The following is a 17,520-nucleotide window of genomic DNA, read 5'->3' as shown; positions in this document are numbered from 1 at the left end:
CGAAGGACGAACGGGCGACGTAGCCGGTCAGTTGCGGTCGGCGATGATCCGCCAGCACTTCATGCAGGTGTCCTCGCGGATCCAGTCCACCTCGGTGCGGTCGTGTAGTTCGGCCGAGTCGGCCTCCGCACCGCAGTAGGCCGCGACCCGCTCGCCGGCCGGGGTTTTCTTCGCCGCGATGGGAAATGCGTGACGCCCGCCGGTCACCGGACGCCAGATGTAGGTCAGGTACTCGTTCACGGGATTTCCCTTCACCGCTCAAGATCAGAACTGAAACGAAGATCTCGTGAAACTTCCACATTTGCAACTACGAAAACCTGATCTACCGATTTTGCACACAAATGAGTGAATGCGCGGAAGTTTCAGCCTCTGTCATGATCGACACAGCGATCGGGATACGAGGAGGACACGATGGAAGAGCGGGTCAGTCCGACGGTGCGGCTGCGCAAGCTCACCCGGGGAATCCGGCGTTGGCGCGCGGAAGCCGGGCTGCGCCAGGACGATGTGGTGGGGGCCCTGGACTGGTCGAAGGCGAAGCTCAGTCGTTTCGAGAACGCCGAGAAGGGCGCTGGCCCTGCCGAAGTCATTGCCCTGGCCACGGTTTATGGCGTCCCCGAAGCCGAACGCGACCAGTATGTCGCGCTCGCCTTGCAGGCCAGGCAGAAGGGCTGGTGGCAGCGGTATGGGCAGGACACGCTGGCGTCGAACTTCGAGGAATACGTCGGGCTGGAGTCCGAGGCGACCGAGGTGCGGGAGTTCGCCGCGGAGCTGATTCCCGGGCTGCTGCAGACCGAGCGCTACGCCACCGAGCTCATCCGGGCGTGGATACCGACGGCCGATGAGGTCGTCATGAAGGAGCGTGCCGATCTGCGGGCGCAGCGGCAGGCGCGGTTGCACGAGACGGATCCGCTGACGCTGCGGACGGTCATCCACGAGTCGGCGCTGCGCCAGCTCGTCGGCGGCCCCGAGGTGCTACGGGAGCAGCTCAAACACCTCGTGACCAGCGCCAAGTTGCCGAACGTGACGGTTCAGGTGCTGCCGTTCAGTGCCGGCGCGATACCCGCGCTCGGCGCGCCGTTCATCCTGCTGTCCTTCCCCGACCACGACGACCCGGACGTGGCGTTCACCGAGTTCCTCACCGGCAGCGTCTATTTGGAGGATCCGGACGAAGTTCAGACGTATAACCTGAACTACAGCGCGCTGCGGGCCAAGGCGTTGAGCCAGAAGGAGTCGATCGCCTTCCTCACCCGGCTCGCCCGCGAGTTGTAGGCACAACAAGGGAGCACGTCATGTTCACCCCCGACTTCACCCAGGCGCAGTGGCGAAAGAGCAGCCGGAGCAACGGCGGTGGGGGCGCTTGTGTCATGGTGGCGCACGTACCAGGGGCCGCCGGCGTCAAGGACAGCAAGCTCGGCGACGCCAGCCCAGTTCTCCCCTTCACGACCTCGGCGTGGTCGGCCTTCCTACGCGACGTGCAGACCGGTAAACACGACCTGCGCTGACCGAAACTGACCGAGGGCTCCGTCCGACCTCGATCGGACGGAGCCCTCGGTTCAGAACAAGGCGTCCGGGGGCGGGAAGAGGGCATCTTCCAGGTGCTTGGCGCTCGTTGACTTCACTCGCTTGGCCTTGCGCTTCTTCTTTCCGTGCAGGCCCTTCGCGAGTTCTTCGACGTAGCGCTCGTGGTTGAGTTCCAGCAGCCGGTCCAGCACCTCCACCCGCACATCGGGCGCGATGATGAAGCGCTCCCCCTGACGGGTCGGGTGATGATCGTGGCCGAGTTCGAGATCCCAGCCGTATGCCTCGGCCGTCGCGTAGTCGACCTCGGTGTGGATTTCCCGCAGCCGCCGGACATCCTCGTCGGTGACCGACGCGTCGTGCACCAGGTTGTAGAGCTTGGTGAGCCCGAGGTTCCGCTCCCGCATCACCGACCGCCGGAACGAGTGCAACTGCTCACCGGCCTGATCCATCCGCGCGGTCAACACCGGCTGCGGGAATGTCTCGAACCCGTCAGACGGCGTGTAGCGGAGGCGAGTTTCAAGAGTCGACTCACCCTTGGTTGTCCACCACACGAAATGCATGCTGCTGGACAGCAGCGTCAGATACGCATCCCGATCGACCGCGAAGACGCCGAGCATATGCGAGAAGACCTGGCCGGTCGGCGCCCAAACCGGCAACCCGGTCTTACTGACCAGCGCAATCACCAACACCCGATCCAGCTCAGCGATAGCCCTCCGCAGCGCGGGACGCTTGTCTGCGTACTGCCACCACCGCTGTGGAAGCGGTTTGCGCAGGACGTAGCTGCCGTCTGGCTTTGTTCGCTGCCGCTGAGGCTTGACCTGCTGCTCCACGATCGAAAATACATCCGGATACGACATTGCCATCTCGATCGACCAGTCGTTGAAGTCAATCACCCATCGGCTAGCCCTACTGCCGGGGTCGGAGTTGAGGTCGTCACCGTTCAGGTACGGGAACAGCACTTCTTTGTTCCGTGGGTCCTTGCTGATGAGCTCCTGCGCCTGTTCGGGCGGCATGGTGAACCCGAGTCCGAGGATAATGGCGCCTTGAAACGACATGTCCTCATTCGCCACCAGGCGATGCGGGTTTCCCGACACCCGCGATTGGGGCTCCAAAGACGGCGTGATGCCCTTGACCACCCGTCCGTCGAGGTACCGGGACTCCGTCCCGTCCACGTTTCCGACCCATAGCAACGACACTTCCAGCGATGCCGTGCCGGGCCACGGCTGCGACTTCTCCGCCCGGTAAACCGACCAGCCCTTTTCACCGATAACCTGATCCAGGCCGACTTCCCGGGTGTCACCCTGGGCGATGGTGTTGGTAGCGATAATGCCGACCCGCCCCCGGTGGCTCACATCCAGGTTTCGCAGCAGAAAGTACGAACAGAGGTCAGCGTTTCCCGGTTTGCCTCCTGCGATGTGGGTCTTGAGGTATTCACGCATGTCCTTGCCCACTGCGCCCGAAACCCGCTTTCCCCCGATGAACGGTGGGTTGCCGATCACCGCGTCGAAGCCGCCCCGGCGCATCACCTCGGGGAACTCCAGCGGCCAGTGGAACGGCCGGACCGGCTGTGGCCGAGCCCCGCGCAACCAGCTGTCGATCAGGTTCCGCAGCTGTCCCTCCGCCCGGCTCTCGCCGTTCTTCCGCCGCAGAAATGCCTCCATGTCCCCAGACACCCCGATCAGGCGGGTATCGAGGTCGACGGCGTCGTCATCGTCGGGATCCTGTGCGGCCGTGCTGAGCGCGGCACCGACCACGACGTCGGCCGCCAGCCGCAGCTTTTCGGTCATCTTCTCAGCCGCCTCCAGCAGTTTTGCCTTTTCCGCCGCATCGTGGGCGTCCTGGACAACGGTGGCTTCGATCTTGTCGCGCTGCTCAACGGCATCGGAAAGCACCCCGGCGATCTCGTCGTTGAGAGAGCTCAACAGGGTCGCGCCGATATCCCGCCCCCTCAACGGGTCCAGGTGGAACGCCGTCACCTGGCGCTCCGACACCAGGCCGACCAGGGAATCCCCGCATCGCAGGGCGTGGTCGAGAAAGCCGAACGGCTTGTTCTTCGCCAGCGTGACCAGCCAAAGCGACAGCTTCGCAAGCTCGGTCGCCATGTCGTCCCGGTCCACGCCGTAAACGCACCGGGACGCCACGAGCCGCCGCGCCTCCAGCAGCAGGCCCTCCCGGCCATCATCGGCTCCAAGCGACCGCGCCACCCGGGACGGCACCCCGTCCCGGTCCCATGCCTCCAGCATCCGGTCGGCCAGGTACCGGCACGCCGACACCAGAAACGCGCCAGAGCCCATCGCGGGATCGACGACCTTCAACGCCAGCAGCTCGTCGGCGCTGCGGGTTCGCCACGCCTTCCGCTCGGCGCCCTCGGCTGGCCCCGGCGAGTAGCACAACGGCGCCAAGGTGTGCTCGACGACCTCTTCCGCCAGTGCCCTCGGGGTGTAATGCGTGCCCGTCGAGCGCCGCTGGCCGAGCTGAGTGAACAACACGGAGCCGGCCGGGAACACGGTCGGCTGGCCACGCAGATCGATCCGCAGCAAACCCCAGAACGGCCGCACCTTCTCAGCCAGCTCGTCGTCGTTGTCGCACGCCGCATGCAGCTCCCCGAGTTGGTGCGGGCTCGGCTGCGCGGCCAGCGCCTTGGTCACCTGCCGCTCGGTGAGACCGCACTGTTCCCGCAGCCAGTCGGCGCGTTCGCCATCCGGGACCGCTTCGAGTTCCGCCAGCGCCACCTCCGGCTCGGTCTTGCCGATCAACCCGACATACGGCTCGGAAACGCGCAGGCAGGAGAACTCCAGCAAACCCTCGTAAACATGCCCGATCTCCTCGACGCCAAGCCGCGCATAGCTCAACCGCTCGGCGGCTTTTCCCTTGTGGCGCAGCATAAGCAGCGCGTCCAGCATCGTGCGCACCACTCGGTCCGTGACCGCCGCGTCAGCCAGCCACGGGAACGCCTTGGGATCGAACAGCGAGCCGCCATAGGCCGGGATGCGGAATCTCGGGTGCTCGCTGCCGCCATGAATCGCCTTGAACAAGGCCAGCAGCCTCGGCCAGGCCGAGCACCGGCGATCGCCGACCTCGTCGCCGTGCACACTGCGCTCGGCTTCCAGCTGGTCGAACAACGTCGAGACGGCGTAACCGTCGTCGTAAACCGGGTCGGTCACCGGCAGCAACCGCTGCTCCTCGGCGAACAGCAGAAACACCAGACGCATCAATGTCGTCAGCGCGCCGCGATACAGGTCCCGCTCGGAGACCCATGCCAGCCGCCGTCCGTCGCTCTCCCTATCGAGCCGTGCCAGCTCGGCCACGAACAGCTCCACGGCCTGCCTGACCTGTTGGCCCAGTGTGTTGGTCACATGGGTGTGCTCGGCCGCGCTCGCCGCGAACAACCCGGCCGTGCTGGTGGACGGCCGCCCGTCGGGCAGCGTCGGCGGCGGCAGCACGCGGCCCGACGAACACAACGTGGCGAACGCTCGCAGCAACACCGGTTCTTCCAGCCACAAGTCGGCGTCGAACGCCGCCGTGCTGGTCGCCTCGTTCGGCCTGGCATGTACCAGCACCCAGAACTGACCGTTGGTCAGCAATGCCAGCGCAATCCCGCTCTCGCGGCACACTTGCGCCGCCTGCTCGGACAACGCGGGCCGCCCGTGCACCGACGTGGTCAGCGGTTCGTGGGCTCCGCGCCGATACAGGTGCATGCGGATCGCACCGCCGGGACCGGAGATCAGCGCGTCCGGTTGCAGGCCCTGCGCACCTGCGGGCGGGCTCATCGTCGCGGAGTGGTAGCGCAGCAACTCGCCGAGGACCAGGTCCTGCCAGCCGGGCGTCAGGACATCAGGCGCCTCACACCGCTCCGCCCACGCCTGCCGAATCCGCGCCCGCACCTCCTGAGGAACCGTGTCCAAGCCTTGCGGGAACGCCCTGGACAGGACCGGAAGCGCCAGAAAAGGACCCTCCGCGCGCAGCAGTCCGAGCCATTCGGCGTGCTGCTCGTCAGCGGTCGGGGGCTTGGGTTTGAATGGACGGGGCATCAGCGACCTTCCCGGGCGATCCGTTCCGGAACCAGGAATTCGACGGCGGCCGGGAACCACCGGTCGGTCGGGGACTCGTAGCGGCGACGCAGCACGGCCACCTCCGATTCAAGCTGAGTCGGGATCGTACCGAGGCGGGACAGCAAAGCGTCGTGGTCCGCGCGGAGCTGATTGCGCTCATCGACGTCGAACAGGCTCGGCTGTTCCCAGTCGTTGTCGGTCAACGCGGCACGGATCGACCGCTCCAGCTCCGCCAACACCGCGGTGATGGCCGACACCTCCTCCTCACACCGGTTCCGAAGCAGCGCCTGCATGCTCCGGGTGCGGTCGGCGGCGCGACGCCGCAGTAGACCCGCCAGCGGTTTGGCGAGATCGGACCACAACTCGACGAGGCGGCCCCGCACCGACTCCGGCACCGGTTCGCTGGACGCTTCCGCCAACCAGGACCTGACATCGTCCCAGTTCGCTCGGACCAGCTTGCCCTGCTCGATCGTCCCGCCCGCCGACATGATCTCCTCGTGGAGCCGGGTGCCTTCGCTGCCGGTGACGACCAAGCGCCCGTGCGCGACCACAGCGGGGGTGCGGAGAACGTTGCCGGGCAAAATCCGGGCTGTGACGCGGTGGAGCTTGGCGACGCCGGAAGTGCCTCGCTGTTCGGCCCAAAGCTCCGCGCGCAGCAGATGCAGGCACATCTGCACCAGCTTGTGCCCGAGATGCAGCACCACCACATCCGGGCGTCCCGCGCCCGCCTCCTGATCGAAGGTGATCGGCCGCTCGGCGCCGGTAACCGGGTGCCGCAGGCCATCGTTGCGAGCGGCCGCCCATGCGCCCGGCAATTCGGGAAGCCGGAAGACCGGGACATTCAGGCCCGCCGGCGTCGGCGCCTCGCCAAGATCCTTGCGATGTGCCAACCGTAGCGCGGTCCGCACGACCTGCTCGATCGTTCCCGCGGTCAAGTCAAGTTGGCTGCGGCTACTGGTCAACGCCTCGGTGAGTTTCTCTACGTCACGCGCCAGATCACGCCGCACCCGGAGCCTGGCACGCGACGCCCGCCGGTCGATCTCCTGATCGGCGGTCTGCCATTCGGTGCGCCTGCCCAGCATTTTCTGCTCGACCTGCGCGGTAATCACCTCGCCTGCGCTGCCGAGGTCCTCGCGGATCCGGTCGACCTTCTCCACTGCCACCCGCAGGAAGTCCAGTTCGTCCTCCAGCGAACCGGTGTCGAAGGTGCTCGACTGCCAGTCCTTCGGGACGAAGTGCCGGACCTCCACCTCCGGTGCGCGTTGCCCGTGCCGGTCGACACGGCCATTGCGCTGTTCCATCCGGTTCGGGTTCCACGGGATCTCCCAGTGCAGCACCCGGTGGCAGTGCCACTGCAGGTTGATGCCCTCACTCGCGGCATCGGTCGCGATCAGAATACGGACCTCGTCGAGCGCGGGATCCGCGGTGAACACGTTCTTCACGTGCTCACGCTCTTTTTCATCTTGGCCGCCATAAAGCTGGGCCAGCCATTGCTTCGGGTAGCCGGCGGCGAGCAGCCTCTCGAAGATCCAGCGCTGAGTATCCCGATACTCCGTAAAAATAATGACCCGCTCGACGGAATCTCCATCGACCGGCACAATCGGCTTGAGCCAGCTGAGCAATGCGGCGAACTTAGCGTCGCCGCGATCCTGCGCGTCCCGCGCCCAATCGCGCAGTTCGGTCAGCAGCTTCCGCTCGTGCGCCGACAACGGCGGGGCGCTTTTACCCACCGCGTTAAGCATTTCCGCCTCGGTCTCGGCGTAGGCGGCATCGTCCTCGGCGGTTTCGTCAAGCTTGTCGGACCAGTCCCGCAAGAGCAGCTGGCCGCCCTGAGCGTCGGTCGGCTCCTTACGCGTCGACATCGTCTGCAGGTGCTTCTCAACGGTGTGGTGAAACGCCTTCGCCGAAGAGAACAACCGCCGCTTGAGCAGCGTCGTCACGAAATCGGCCGCGTTCCGAGCCGCCTTGCCGGTGGCTGTGGACCGCCGGCTGCCGATGTACTCGACCAGCAGCCCGTGCGCGTCCCGCTCCGACGGCGAGTATGCGACCGGCAGATAATCGACCTTGCGGACGCTAAAGCGCGGGGAACCGTCCCATTTCGGCGGCAGGCTCCGCTTCAGGCGGCGCACCATGACCCGGGCAAGCTGATCTTCGGCTGGCCGCACACCCCGGTGGAAACGCTGGTCATCCAGCATTTCCAACAGCGCGGTGAACGACTCCAGATAGCCGTTGTGCGGTGTGGCCGACAGGAAGAGCCGATGTTCGCAGTGCGGGGCCAGGGCACGAATCGCCTTGGTCCGCAATGAATCCACCGCATACCGGCCACGGCCGGACGGCGCACAGGTGTGGATCTCGTCCACCACCAGCAGGTCGAATTTTCTCGGGTAGCCCGGTGCCGGGGGCAGCACCTCATGCAGCAGGCGCATCGGCCGTTCACGCTTGAGCCAGTCGACGCTGACGATCAACCGCGGGTAGTGGGTCCAAGGGTTCGCGTACAGCCCCCGGGAGCGTCGCAGCTGCTTCAGCAGCTCGGCGTCGACGATGCGGAAGTCGAGCCCGAACTTGTCCCGCATCTCGTCGTGCCACTGCCGGGTCAGCCCGGCGGGGCAGACGATCAGCATGGAACGGGCGCGGTGCCGCAGCATCAGCTCCTGCATCACCAGCCCCGCCTCGATCGTCTTGCCGAGGCCCACGTCGTCGGCGATCAGCAGGTTCGTGCGCGGCATGGACAGCGCGCGCACCACCGGGTCAAGCTGGTAATCCTCGATCTGAATGCCGGAGCGGAACGGGGCCTGCAGCATGGTCGTATCGGCCGAGGCGATGGCTCCCCAGCGAACGGCGTGCAGGAATGCCGACAGTTCGGACGGGGCGTCGAAACCACGTTCCGGAGACGGAAGCACCTTGCCGTCGTGGGCGACCGCACCGGATTCCAGCTCCCACACCACCCGCAGCACGTCGTCATGCGCATCGTCCTCGATGCTTACCAGCGTCACCAGGTGGGTACGCAGCCTGTTGACCACCTTCGGGTCGCCGTCGGCGACTTCGCCGGGTTCAACGTCCGACGCAATCCACTGCCGATTGCGCACCGTAACCAGCTGCCCCTCACCCGGCACGGCCGCTGTCGCCTCGGTACTCAAGCCGCCCCCTCCTGTCGACAACAGCCTGCCCTTTTTTACTCACCGCAACGATAGCTGTCACCAATAGTTGGATAGCATGCGCTACCAGTATCGAGAGGAACACAAAGCGCGTTCGCCGATCAGGGGAGGCTTGCACGTGCCGCGGCTGTCCATCGCCAAAGAGTTTCTGTCCGATTACAGCAAGTTGCAGAAGCCGGTCCAGCGGGCAGTCGAGGAAGCTCTCGACAAGTTCGGACACCACACGTTCGCCGGCGTGCACCTGGAGAAACTCGGTGGGGCGAAGGACCCTAACATCCGGACGATCAAGATCACCAACTTCTACCGCGGCGTGGTTCTCGCCCCAGAACGAGGTGAAGAATACTTCCTCCTCACGGTCTTGCCGCACGACGACGCCATCGCCTACGCGACGAGTAAACGGTTCACGGTCAATCAGACACTCGGCGTACTGGAGGTCCGTGATCAGAGCGCGCTAGAAGACTTCGAGCCTGCCCTCCGGGCAGCAGGTACCAAGACGGACACAAAGCTGTTCGAGCATGTCAAGGACAGCGACCTTCTCCGGCTGGGAATCGACGCGCAGCTGCTTCCGCTAGTACGCCTGCTTGGATCGGAACCGCACCTGGAAGCGCTTGCCAAGGTGTTGCCGGACGTTCAGTACGACGTGCTGACGGCGTTGGCATCGGGCATGACAACCGAGGAGACCTGGCAAGAACTCAGCTCGCGCATCCTTGACATTCCCCAGGAAGTGGACGTCGACGACTTCACCACCGCCGCCGCCCGTACCCCTGACAAGTACGTAACGGTCTCCGGCCCCGACGAACTCACAAAGATCTTCGAGGCTCCGTTCGCGTTGTGGCGTGTGTTCCTGCACCCGGCTCAGCAGAACGTCGCATACCGTCCCGTATACCGCGGTCCGACCCTGGTTAGCGGCGGCGCGGGCACCGGCAAGACCGTCACCGCCGTACACCGCGCCGCCTACCTCGCTGAAAAACTGCCTTCCGACGGAACACAGAAGGTCCTGCTAACCACCTTCAACCGGGGATTGGCCAGCTCGATCGAAGAACAGCTGCGGTTGCTGGTCGATGATGAGTTGGTCCTGGCCAGGATCGACGTGCTCAACGTGGACAGGCTCGCCTACCGGATCGTCACCGAGTCAACCGGCAGCCAGCCGGAAATCATCCCACGGGCCGCCGCCACCCTGCTTTGGCATACCGCCTCCAGAACCACGGACCACAAGTTCTCGCCGACGTTCCTGCAGCGGGAATGGGAACAAGTGATCCTGGCCCAGGACTTGCGCAACCGTGACGCGTACCTCCAGTGCCGTCGGCGCGGGCGAGGCCGCCCGCTCAGCCGGGCACAGAAGATAGAAATCTGGAACGCAATCGGGAGCGTACTGGTGGACTTTCGCCGTACCGGCAGGACCACTCACCACCAGGTCGCTGAGAAGGCAGCGGGAATCCTGGCCGAACAGGAAGCTGCCCCGTATCGCCACGTACTCGTCGACGAAGGGCAAGACCTGCATCCCGCGGCATGGCGACTCCTGCGGCAGGCCGTCGCCGCCGGGGAAAACGACCTGTTCATCGTGAATGACCCGAATCAGCGGATCTACGAAAACCGAGTTTCGCTGGGCAGTCTCGGCATCAATATCCACAACCGCAGCTACAAGTTGAAGATCAACTACCGCACCACCCAGGAGATTTTGAGCTGGTCGGTGAAAGCCCTCGACGGCCGGCCCAGCGACGGAATGGACGACGAGCCTGACACCCTCGCCGGCTACCGCTCGCCAATGCATGGCAAACGCCCGGACGTGCGCGACTACCCCGACTGGAATGCCGAACTCGACGGACTCGTTACGCAGGTTCAAGAATGGCTCAAGGCAGGGGTGGAAGCGGACTCGATCGGTATCGCGGCAAGATCCGCCGCCAAAGTCAAGGACATCAAGGCCGCGCTCGATCAGGCCGGCATCCCGCATACCCAGCGCGATGGTGCCCCAGCCGCGCGAGTGGACACCATGCACTCCATGAAGGGACTCGAATTCCGCTGCGCGGCGATCGTCGGCGTAGACAACGCCAGCCTCCCGCTCCCCGTCGCGATCACGCCCGCAGAGGAAGATCCGACGTCCCATGAACACGATACCCAGCGCGAAAGATGCCTACTGTTCGTCGCCAGCACCCGTGCACGAGATGCCCTGTACGTCTCGTACTCGGGCAACCCCAGCGAATTCCTACCACCCCGAAAAGGGTGAGAATTGACTTCCTCCCCACGCCTAAAGGCGGGGGAATCCAACCTTCACAGGTTGGGTTTCCTGCTTCATAGCCGACTGCGCGCGAGCAAGCTCGCCCCGGCTTACACCAGCTCCACAGGCATCGCCGGGTTTCCACCCGGCTACCGCTCGACCAGCGGCAAGGATGTTCTTCGCGGCGTTGTGGTCCCGGTCGTGCCGAGTGCCGCAGTCGGGGCACGTCCAGCGCCGCACCGACAGTTTCAGGTTCTTCAGCAGGTGCCCGCAGTTCGAGCAGGTCTTTGAGCTCGGGTACCAGCGGTCAACGACAACGACGATCTTTCCCGCTCGCTCGGCTTTGTATTCAAGCTGGCGCCGGAACTCGCTCCACCCGCAATCGGAGATCGTCTTGGCCAGTTTTCGGTTGCGGACCATGTTTCTCACCGCAAGGTCTTCGACCGCGACCAGGTCATTGTTACGAACCAGGTCCGTTGAGGTGCGGTGCAGGAAGTCCTGCCGCGCGTGCCGCACCTTGCGATGCGCCCGAGCAACCTTGGCTTTAGCCTTGCGGCGGTTCGCTGAACCGCGCTGCTTGCGGGCCATCTGACGTTGATAGCGGGCAAGGTTGCGGGCCTTACGGTCCAAGTGCCCAGCGTGGGGGATCTTCTCCCCGGTGGACAGGACAGCGAAGTCTTTCACACCCAGGTCAACGCCGACCACGCGGCCGGTGGCCGGGGCGTGTTCGGGCTCGTCGGTGTCCACGGCGAAGGTCACGTACCAGCGGCCGTCAGGCTCACGGGAAACGATCACCATCGTCGGATTCAGAAACCGAAGAACCTCTGCACCCCAGGACCACACATACTCAAGCGGCGCGTTGTGCTTGGCCAGCTTCAGCTTTCCATCGCGCAGGCTAAACGCGCTGCGCGTGTAGTGCGCCGACTGACGTCCGTTACGCGACTTCAAGCGCGGGTAGCGAGCACGTCCAGCGAAGAAGTTCGCGTAGGCGGTGTGCTGGTGCCGCAACGTCTGCTGCAACGGCACCGACGACACCTCGGACAGAAACGCCAGCTCTTCGGTCTTCTTCCACGCGGTCAACGCGGCGTCAGTCTCCTTGTAGGAGGTCTTTTTGCCGGCGTGATAGCAGCGGTGGCGTTCGGCGAGGGTCTTGTTCCACACGAGGCGTACGCACCCGAACGTGCGGCCCAGCTGGGCCGCCTGCTCGGGGTCGGGATAGGCCCGAACCTTGTACGCAGTCCTCACACTGATCATTTAACACAGCGGGCCGACACCAGTAATCACCTGGTGGGATGGTTACCGCTGGACGCGTTAATCACGGCTTGACGTGCTTCCTCCCCACGGATAAATCCGGGGGCCTCCGCACTACGTTTCTTCGGTGAAGGGCACCTTTCGGTGGCATAGCCGTCCACATGCTTGACGCAAGGTGCCCTTCAGATGGGCAGGATCGGGCTACTTGTCTTTCTCTGCCTCGTCGCCGGAAACGGCCTCTTCCGGCTCGGCCTCTTCCGGCTTGGGCAGCAGCGCTTCCAGCGCCGCACCGGTGATCCGGCGGAACGTCCGGTTCGGCCTGGCGCGGTCGAGCACGGCGACCTCCAGCTGCTTGACGCCCAGCTCCCGCGAACTCTCCCCACCGGAGGACAGCGCGCGGATCGCGAGCTCGGCGGCGGCGGCCAGCTCCAGCCCGTCGCTGAAGGAATCCTTGAGCGTGCTGGCGATCGCGTCGGCCTGGCCGCCCATCACCACGTACTGCGGCTCGTCCACGATGGACCCATCGTAGGTCAACCGGTACAGCTGGTCGGTGTCTGCGGTGAAACCGACCTCGGCCACGCAGATCTCCACCTCGAACGGCTTGATCTGTTCGGTGAAGATCGCCCCCAGATGCTGGGCGTAGGTGTTGGCCAGCGACCGGCCGGTGACGTCCCGGCGGTCGTAGGAGTACCCGCGGACGTCGGCGATGCGCACACCGGCCACCCGCAGCGCCTCGAACTCGCTGTAGCGGCCCACCGCCGCGAATCCGATGCGGTCGTAGATCTCGGCGACCTTGTGCAACGTCGGCGACGGGTTCTCGGCGACGAACAGCACGCCACCGGCGTACTTCAGCACCACCACGCTGCGGCCCCGCGCGATGCCCTTGCGGGCCAGCTCGGAACGCTCCCGCATCAACTGCTCGGGGGAGGTGTAGAACGGCATCGTCACAGCTGTGCACTCCTGGTTCGAATCAGCTCGCTGCAGGCGGGTTGGATCTGGCCTGGGTCAGCCGCCGGGGTTCTCCAACCGGCCGTTGACCACCTCGGTGGCGATCTCGGAGGTCCGCTGCTCGGGCATTCGCATGGCACCGTCCGCGCCGGTGATCGTGATGACCGAAGGGTAGATGCGCCGGGACACGTCCGGGCCACCGGTGGCGGTGTCGTCGTCGGCCGCGTCGTAGAGCGCCTCCACCGCGGTGCGCACCGCGGTTTCCAGGTCGGCGTCCTGGTCGAAGCGCTTCTTCAGCGCCGATTTCGCGAACAGCGAACCCGAACCGACAGCGTGGTAACCGCCGACCTCGTCGTACCGGCCGCCGACGACGTCGTAGGAGACGATCCGGCCGGCGCGGTCCGGGTCCTCGGCCTCGGTGTCATAGCCGACGAACAGCGGCACGACCGCCAGGCCCTGCATCGCGGCCGCGAGGTTGCCACGCAGCTGGGTGGCCAGCTTGTTCGCCTTGCCGTCCAGCGAAAGCGGGATGCCTTCGAGCTTCTCGTAGTGCTCCAGTTCGACCGCGTACAGCTTGACGAGTTCCTGCGCCACACCAGCGGTACCGGCGATGCCCACCGCCGAATACGCGTCGGTGACGAACAGCTTCTCCATGTCCCGCTGGGCGATCAGGTTGCCCATGGTGGCTCGCCGGTCACCGGCGAGCAGCACGCCGCCGCGGAAGGCCACCGCGACGATCGTGGTCCCGTGCGGGGCCTGCACCGTCCCCTCCGGCACCGCCCGGCCGCCGGGCAGCAGTTCGGGCGCGGTGGCGCGGAGGAAGTCGGTGAACGAGGAAGACCCCGGCGTGAGATAGGCGGCGGGCAGGGCCTGACCCGGGAACTGGGCCGAGCGCGGTTCCATCAGCGACATCGTCTCCCGATCGAAGGGCTTGCGACTTCGTTAGCACTTTAGTCGTGATCCGGCGCGCAGCGGACAACGCCGGGCCGGAAGTGTCGGCCCGGCGCGGCCCGTGCGGACGGCGTCGAATCGGGCCCGCGGACTACTGGCCGCCCTTCTGCACATAGGCGCGGACGAAGTCCTCGGCGTTCTCCTCCAGGACGTCGTCGATCTCGTCCAGGATGGCGTCGACGTCCTCGCCGAGCTTCTCGCGACGTTCCTGACCGGCGGCCTCCTGGCCCTGCTCTTCGTCGCCTTCGCCGCCGCCGTGCCGCTGAACCTTTTCCTGGGACATCTTGCCTCCCGGTGCTTGCCCTTTCGGGTGTTGTCCCCGCAGCGGGGACACCCTGCTGTGAACACTACCCATCCGACACCCGTTAGCCCACGTCCAGCCGGGCGCTATCTCGATCACGCTTCGGCCTGACATGCGCGAAACGAGCTTTTCCCGGAGTCTCACCCCTTGGTCAGCGAGTCGACCAGATCCTCGGCGCTGGACGCGGCCTCCAGCAGCGCGCCGACGTGGGCCTTGGTGCCGCGCAGCGGTTCCAACGTCGGGATGCGCACCAGGGATTCCCGGCCCAGGTCGAAGATCACCGAGTCCCAGGACGCCGCGGCCACCTCGGCCGGGTAGCGCTCCAGGCACCGGCCGCGGAAGTAGGCGCGGGTGTCCTCCGGCGGCGCGGTGACCGCGTCCCGCACCTCGTCCTCGCTGACCAGGCGCTTCATCGAGCCGCGGGCGACCAGCCGGTTGTACAGGCCCTTGTCCAGCCTCACGTCGGAGTACTGCAGGTCGATCATGTGCAGCCGCGGCGACGCCCAGCCCAGGCCATCGCGGGTCCGGTAGCTCTCCATCAGCCGCAGCTTGGCAGGCCAGTCCAGCCGGTCAGCGCAGTCCATCGGGTCGCCACCGAGGAGGTCCAGCACCTCGCCCCAGGTATCCAGCACGTCGCGGGCCGCCCGCTCGGCGCCGTGCTCGTCGAGGTGCCGGGCGGCGCGCTCGTGGTAGGCGCGCTGCAGGTCCAGGCCGGTGAACCGGCGCCCGTCGGTGAGCTCGACGGTCTGCTTCAGGGCCGGGTCGTGGCTGATCAGGTGCACGGCCTGCACCGGGTCGACCAGCTTCAGGTCGTCGAAACGCTGCCCAGACTCGATCATGTCCAGCACCAGCGCGGTGGCGCCGAGCTTGAGGTAGGTCGAGGTTTCCGCGAGGTTCGCGTCGCCGATGATGACGTGCAGCCGCCGGTACTTGTCGGCGTCGGCGTGCGGCTCGTCGCGGGTGTTGATGATGCCGCGCTTGAGGGTGGTCTCCAGGCCGACCTCCACCTCGATGTAGTCGGAGCGCTGGGAGAGCTGGAATCCGGCCTTCTCCCCCGCCTGCCCGACTCCGACCCGGCCCGAGCCGCAGATCACCTGGCGGGACGCGAAGAACGGCGTCAGGCCGCCGATCACGGAGGTGAACGGGGTGCTGCGCGACATCAGGTAGTTCTCGTGGGTGCCGTAGCTGGCACCCTTGCCGTCGACGTTGTTCTTGTATAGCTGGATCGGCGCGGTGCCGGGCACGCTGGCCGCCCGCATCGCCGCCTCCTCCATGACGCGTTCGCCGGCCTTGTCCCAGATGACCGCGTCCCGCGGGTTGGTCACCTCCGGCGCCGAGTACTCCGGGTGCGCGTGGTCGACGTACAGCCGCGCGCCGTTGGTGAGGATGACGTTGGCCGCGCCGAGGTCATCGCCATCCGAGCCGTTGGTCTGCTGCGCCGCGGTGCTGAGGTCGAAACCGCGGGCGTCGCGCAGCGGCGACTCGACCTCGTAATCCCAGCGCGCGCGCCGCGCCCGCGGGATGTCGGCCGCCGCCGCGTAGGCCAGCACGATGTGCGTGGAGGTCAGCACCGGGTTGGCGCTGGAGTCGCCCGGCACGACGATGCCGTACTCGACCTCGGTTCCCATGATCCGCCGCATACCACGCAGCGTACGGGGTATCAGCGACCAAGCGGAGTGCCGCACGCCACAGGGATCGGACGGGGCCCAACTGTGACCCGATTCGGCGCAACGCGTGTGCCTCGAAGGGTGGATGCGACGATCGGGGAATGAGCGCAGGCGAAGAATCGGTGGCCCTGTACGACGCGACTGGACGTGTCGTGGGCAGTGCGACTCTGCGGCGGATGCGCGCGGCGGGCCTCTGGCATGCGGCCTCGGCGGTCTTCCTGCTCTCCTCCGACCGCGACAAGATCTACGTGCATCGCCGCACCGACACCAAGGACGTCTACCCGGGCATGCACGACTGAGCCGGAAGAAGTCGCAGAGGTCTGGTGGATGCCCGTGGACGAGCTCCGCGAGCGCCTCAACTACCCTGAGTGGCCGTTGGTACCGGACGGCCGCCATTTCGGGCGAAGAGTGGTTCGACGCCTCGGACCCGGCCGGGGCCACGCCCTAGCGCCAGGGCAGCTCGGCTCGTTCGCCCCAGTAGGTCGCGGCGTCGCGGGCCAGCGGCCGGAGCGCTTCGATGTCCCGATCGGTCAGCTCCACCCGGCACGCCGCCAGGTTCGACTCCAGCTGCTCGACGCTGGCGGCGCCCATCAGCACCACGCCGGCCCAGGGCTGGCGCAGGACGTGCGCGAGCGCGATGGCGTCGGTCCCCACTCCGTGCCGGTCCGCGATCTTGGCCAGCGCCGCTGGCGGGTCCACCGCGAGCCGCCCGTTGGCCAGGGTTTCCTTCACCAGCACCCGCCAGCCTCCAGTGTGCGCCTCGGCTAGGTACCGGCCCACGGACGGCTCCAGGGTGTTCCAGGTCGACTGCACGGCACCGAACAGCTGCCGCCCGCCGACCTCGATCTCCCAGGCGCGTTCGATGGTGTCGCCCTGCGCCGCGCCGCTGGTGGAGAAGCCCAGTAGCACCCCGGCGTCCCGGATCCGGGCCAGCTCGTGCTGCAGCGCCAGGTCCTCGAACAGCGGGCTGCCGGTGGTCAGCGAATGCACCTGGTACAGGTCGATGCGGTCGCCGAGCAGCGTCCGGGTCTCCGCCCACTGGGTGCGCAGGCGTTCCACCGAGTGCTCCTTGACCTCGTGCACCTCGGTTTCGATGCGCCACTGCGCGACGTAGGCGTAGCCCCACTTGCTGGACACCGTGACGTCCTGGTGGCCGCGTTCGCGCAGCCAGTCCGCGAGGAACTGCTCGGCGCTGCCGTAGGAGCGGGCCGTGTCCACCCAGCGGATCCCGTTGGCGTAGGCGGCGTCGAGCACCGTCCGGGTGCGTTCCCGCATGGCCTGCGCGGTGCGCTGCACGGGCAGCACGTCGGCGCGCCCGACATTGATGTAGGCGGGCCTACCGAGCGCGGCGAGGCCGAGTCCTAGGCGCTGTACGGGTTGTTGGGCTGGGATCATTCCTGGAAAGTAACCGCTGTCGCTGCGGCGCACAGCTCGGGGCCGCCACCCGCGCGAGGGTGGC

The 17,520-nt window shown here is 66.4% G+C and carries 13 protein-coding genes; 4 read left to right on the top strand and 9 right to left on the bottom strand.

The genetic code is table 11. The features are described from left to right. Positions 1 to 27: 27 nt before the first annotated feature. Entirely contained in the window at positions 28 to 240 is a 213-nt protein-coding gene (locus ACWDKQ_RS04305) for a zinc finger protein (RefSeq protein WP_450137314.1), read from the bottom strand. A 171-nt stretch (positions 241 to 411) separates the two neighbouring features. On the opposite strand from ACWDKQ_RS04305, the gene ACWDKQ_RS04300 reads away from it, so the two are divergent. Beyond that, positions 412 to 1,269, top strand: coding sequence for a helix-turn-helix domain-containing protein (locus ACWDKQ_RS04300; RefSeq protein WP_450137313.1), 858 nt, complete (start codon positions 412 to 414; stop codon positions 1,267 to 1,269). A gap of 20 nt (positions 1,270 to 1,289) precedes the next feature. Further along, a complete protein-coding gene (locus ACWDKQ_RS04295) occupies positions 1,290 to 1,502 on the top strand; it encodes a DUF397 domain-containing protein (protein ID WP_450137312.1) in 213 nt (70 codons plus the stop codon). 51 nt (positions 1,503 to 1,553) lie between these two features. Here ACWDKQ_RS04295 and ACWDKQ_RS04290 read toward each other — a convergent pair whose 3' ends face one another. Together ACWDKQ_RS04290 and drmD are read right to left on the bottom strand one after the other, a co-directional pair. Continuing rightward, on the bottom strand, positions 1,554 to 5,552 hold the full coding sequence (locus ACWDKQ_RS04290; RefSeq protein WP_450137311.1) for an Eco57I restriction-modification methylase domain-containing protein: 3,999 nt from the start codon (positions 5,550 to 5,552) through the stop codon (positions 1,554 to 1,556). Continuing rightward, the gene (drmD, locus tag ACWDKQ_RS04285) at positions 5,552 to 8,710 is read right to left on the bottom strand and encodes a DISARM system SNF2-like helicase DrmD (protein WP_450137310.1); all 3,159 of its coding nucleotides are present in this window, start codon (positions 8,708 to 8,710) and stop codon (positions 5,552 to 5,554) included. Before drmD ends, ACWDKQ_RS04290 begins: the two co-directional genes overlap by 1 nt. 136 nt (positions 8,711 to 8,846) lie before the next feature. On the opposite strand from drmD, the gene ACWDKQ_RS04280 reads away from it, so the two are divergent. Further along, positions 8,847 to 10,952: a UvrD-helicase domain-containing protein gene (locus ACWDKQ_RS04280; RefSeq protein ID WP_450137309.1), complete on the top strand. Its 2,106-nt coding sequence runs from the start codon at positions 8,847 to 8,849 to the stop codon at positions 10,950 to 10,952. A 21-nt stretch (positions 10,953 to 10,973) separates the two neighbouring features. Here ACWDKQ_RS04280 and ACWDKQ_RS04275 read toward each other — a convergent pair whose 3' ends face one another. The 5 genes from ACWDKQ_RS04275 to dop form a co-directional block, all read right to left on the bottom strand. After that, positions 10,974 to 12,197, bottom strand: a complete 1,224-nt coding sequence (locus ACWDKQ_RS04275; RefSeq protein ID WP_450137308.1) for an RNA-guided endonuclease InsQ/TnpB family protein — start codon at positions 12,195 to 12,197, stop codon at positions 10,974 to 10,976. Between the two features lie 198 nt (positions 12,198 to 12,395). Further along, positions 12,396 to 13,142 (bottom strand): proteasome subunit alpha, encoded by a 747-nt coding sequence (prcA, locus tag ACWDKQ_RS04270; protein WP_450137307.1) that lies wholly within the window; start codon positions 13,140 to 13,142, stop codon positions 12,396 to 12,398. 57 nt (positions 13,143 to 13,199) lie between these two features. Continuing rightward, the gene (gene prcB, locus ACWDKQ_RS04265; RefSeq protein ID WP_450137369.1) at positions 13,200 to 14,045 is read right to left on the bottom strand and encodes a proteasome subunit beta; all 846 of its coding nucleotides are present in this window, start codon (positions 14,043 to 14,045) and stop codon (positions 13,200 to 13,202) included. 139 nt (positions 14,046 to 14,184) lie between these two features. After that, positions 14,185 to 14,376 (bottom strand): ubiquitin-like protein Pup, encoded by a 192-nt coding sequence (locus ACWDKQ_RS04260; protein WP_450137306.1) that lies wholly within the window; start codon positions 14,374 to 14,376, stop codon positions 14,185 to 14,187. Between the two features lie 158 nt (positions 14,377 to 14,534). Beyond that, the gene (gene dop / locus ACWDKQ_RS04255; RefSeq protein ID WP_450137305.1) at positions 14,535 to 16,034 is read right to left on the bottom strand and encodes a depupylase/deamidase Dop; all 1,500 of its coding nucleotides are present in this window, start codon (positions 16,032 to 16,034) and stop codon (positions 14,535 to 14,537) included. A gap of 128 nt (positions 16,035 to 16,162) precedes the next feature. Between dop and ACWDKQ_RS04250 the strand changes: the two genes are divergently transcribed. Next, positions 16,163 to 16,360, top strand: coding sequence for a hypothetical protein (locus ACWDKQ_RS04250; RefSeq protein ID WP_450137304.1), 198 nt, complete (start codon positions 16,163 to 16,165; stop codon positions 16,358 to 16,360). Positions 16,361 to 16,505: 145 nt separating this feature from the next. Here the strand turns inward: ACWDKQ_RS04250 and ACWDKQ_RS04245 are convergent, their stop codons facing one another. Beyond that, positions 16,506 to 17,456, bottom strand: coding sequence for an aldo/keto reductase (locus tag ACWDKQ_RS04245; protein WP_450137303.1), 951 nt, complete (start codon positions 17,454 to 17,456; stop codon positions 16,506 to 16,508). Between the last annotated feature and the right edge of the window lie 64 nt (positions 17,457 to 17,520).

The sequence above is a fragment of the Saccharopolyspora sp. NPDC000995 genome, assembly GCF_053599315.1.
Note: the sequence above shows the minus strand (reverse complement) of the source record. Positions and strands in the feature narration are given on the sequence as shown.

Excerpts from the sequence above, each read along its gene's own strand:
- ACWDKQ_RS04245 (WP_450137303.1), bottom strand. The coding sequence starts at position 17,456 with ATGATCCCAGCCCAACAACCCGTACAGCGCCTAGGACTCGGCCTCGCC.
- dop (WP_450137305.1), bottom strand. The coding sequence starts at position 16,034 with ATGCGGCGGATCATGGGAACCGAGGTCGAGTACGGCATCGTCGTGCCG.
- ACWDKQ_RS04250 (WP_450137304.1), top strand. The coding sequence starts at position 16,163 with ATGAGCGCAGGCGAAGAATCGGTGGCCCTGTACGACGCGACTGGACGT.
- ACWDKQ_RS04275 (WP_450137308.1), bottom strand. The coding sequence starts at position 12,197 with ATGATCAGTGTGAGGACTGCGTACAAGGTTCGGGCCTATCCCGACCCC.
- ACWDKQ_RS04295 (WP_450137312.1), top strand. The coding sequence starts at position 1,290 with ATGTTCACCCCCGACTTCACCCAGGCGCAGTGGCGAAAGAGCAGCCGG.
- ACWDKQ_RS04260 (WP_450137306.1), bottom strand. The coding sequence starts at position 14,376 with ATGTCCCAGGAAAAGGTTCAGCGGCACGGCGGCGGCGAAGGCGACGAA.
- prcB (WP_450137369.1), bottom strand. The coding sequence starts at position 14,045 with ATGGAACCGCGCTCGGCCCAGTTCCCGGGTCAGGCCCTGCCCGCCGCC.
- ACWDKQ_RS04300 (WP_450137313.1), top strand. The coding sequence starts at position 412 with ATGGAAGAGCGGGTCAGTCCGACGGTGCGGCTGCGCAAGCTCACCCGG.
- ACWDKQ_RS04290 (WP_450137311.1), bottom strand. The coding sequence starts at position 5,552 with ATGCCCCGTCCATTCAAACCCAAGCCCCCGACCGCTGACGAGCAGCAC.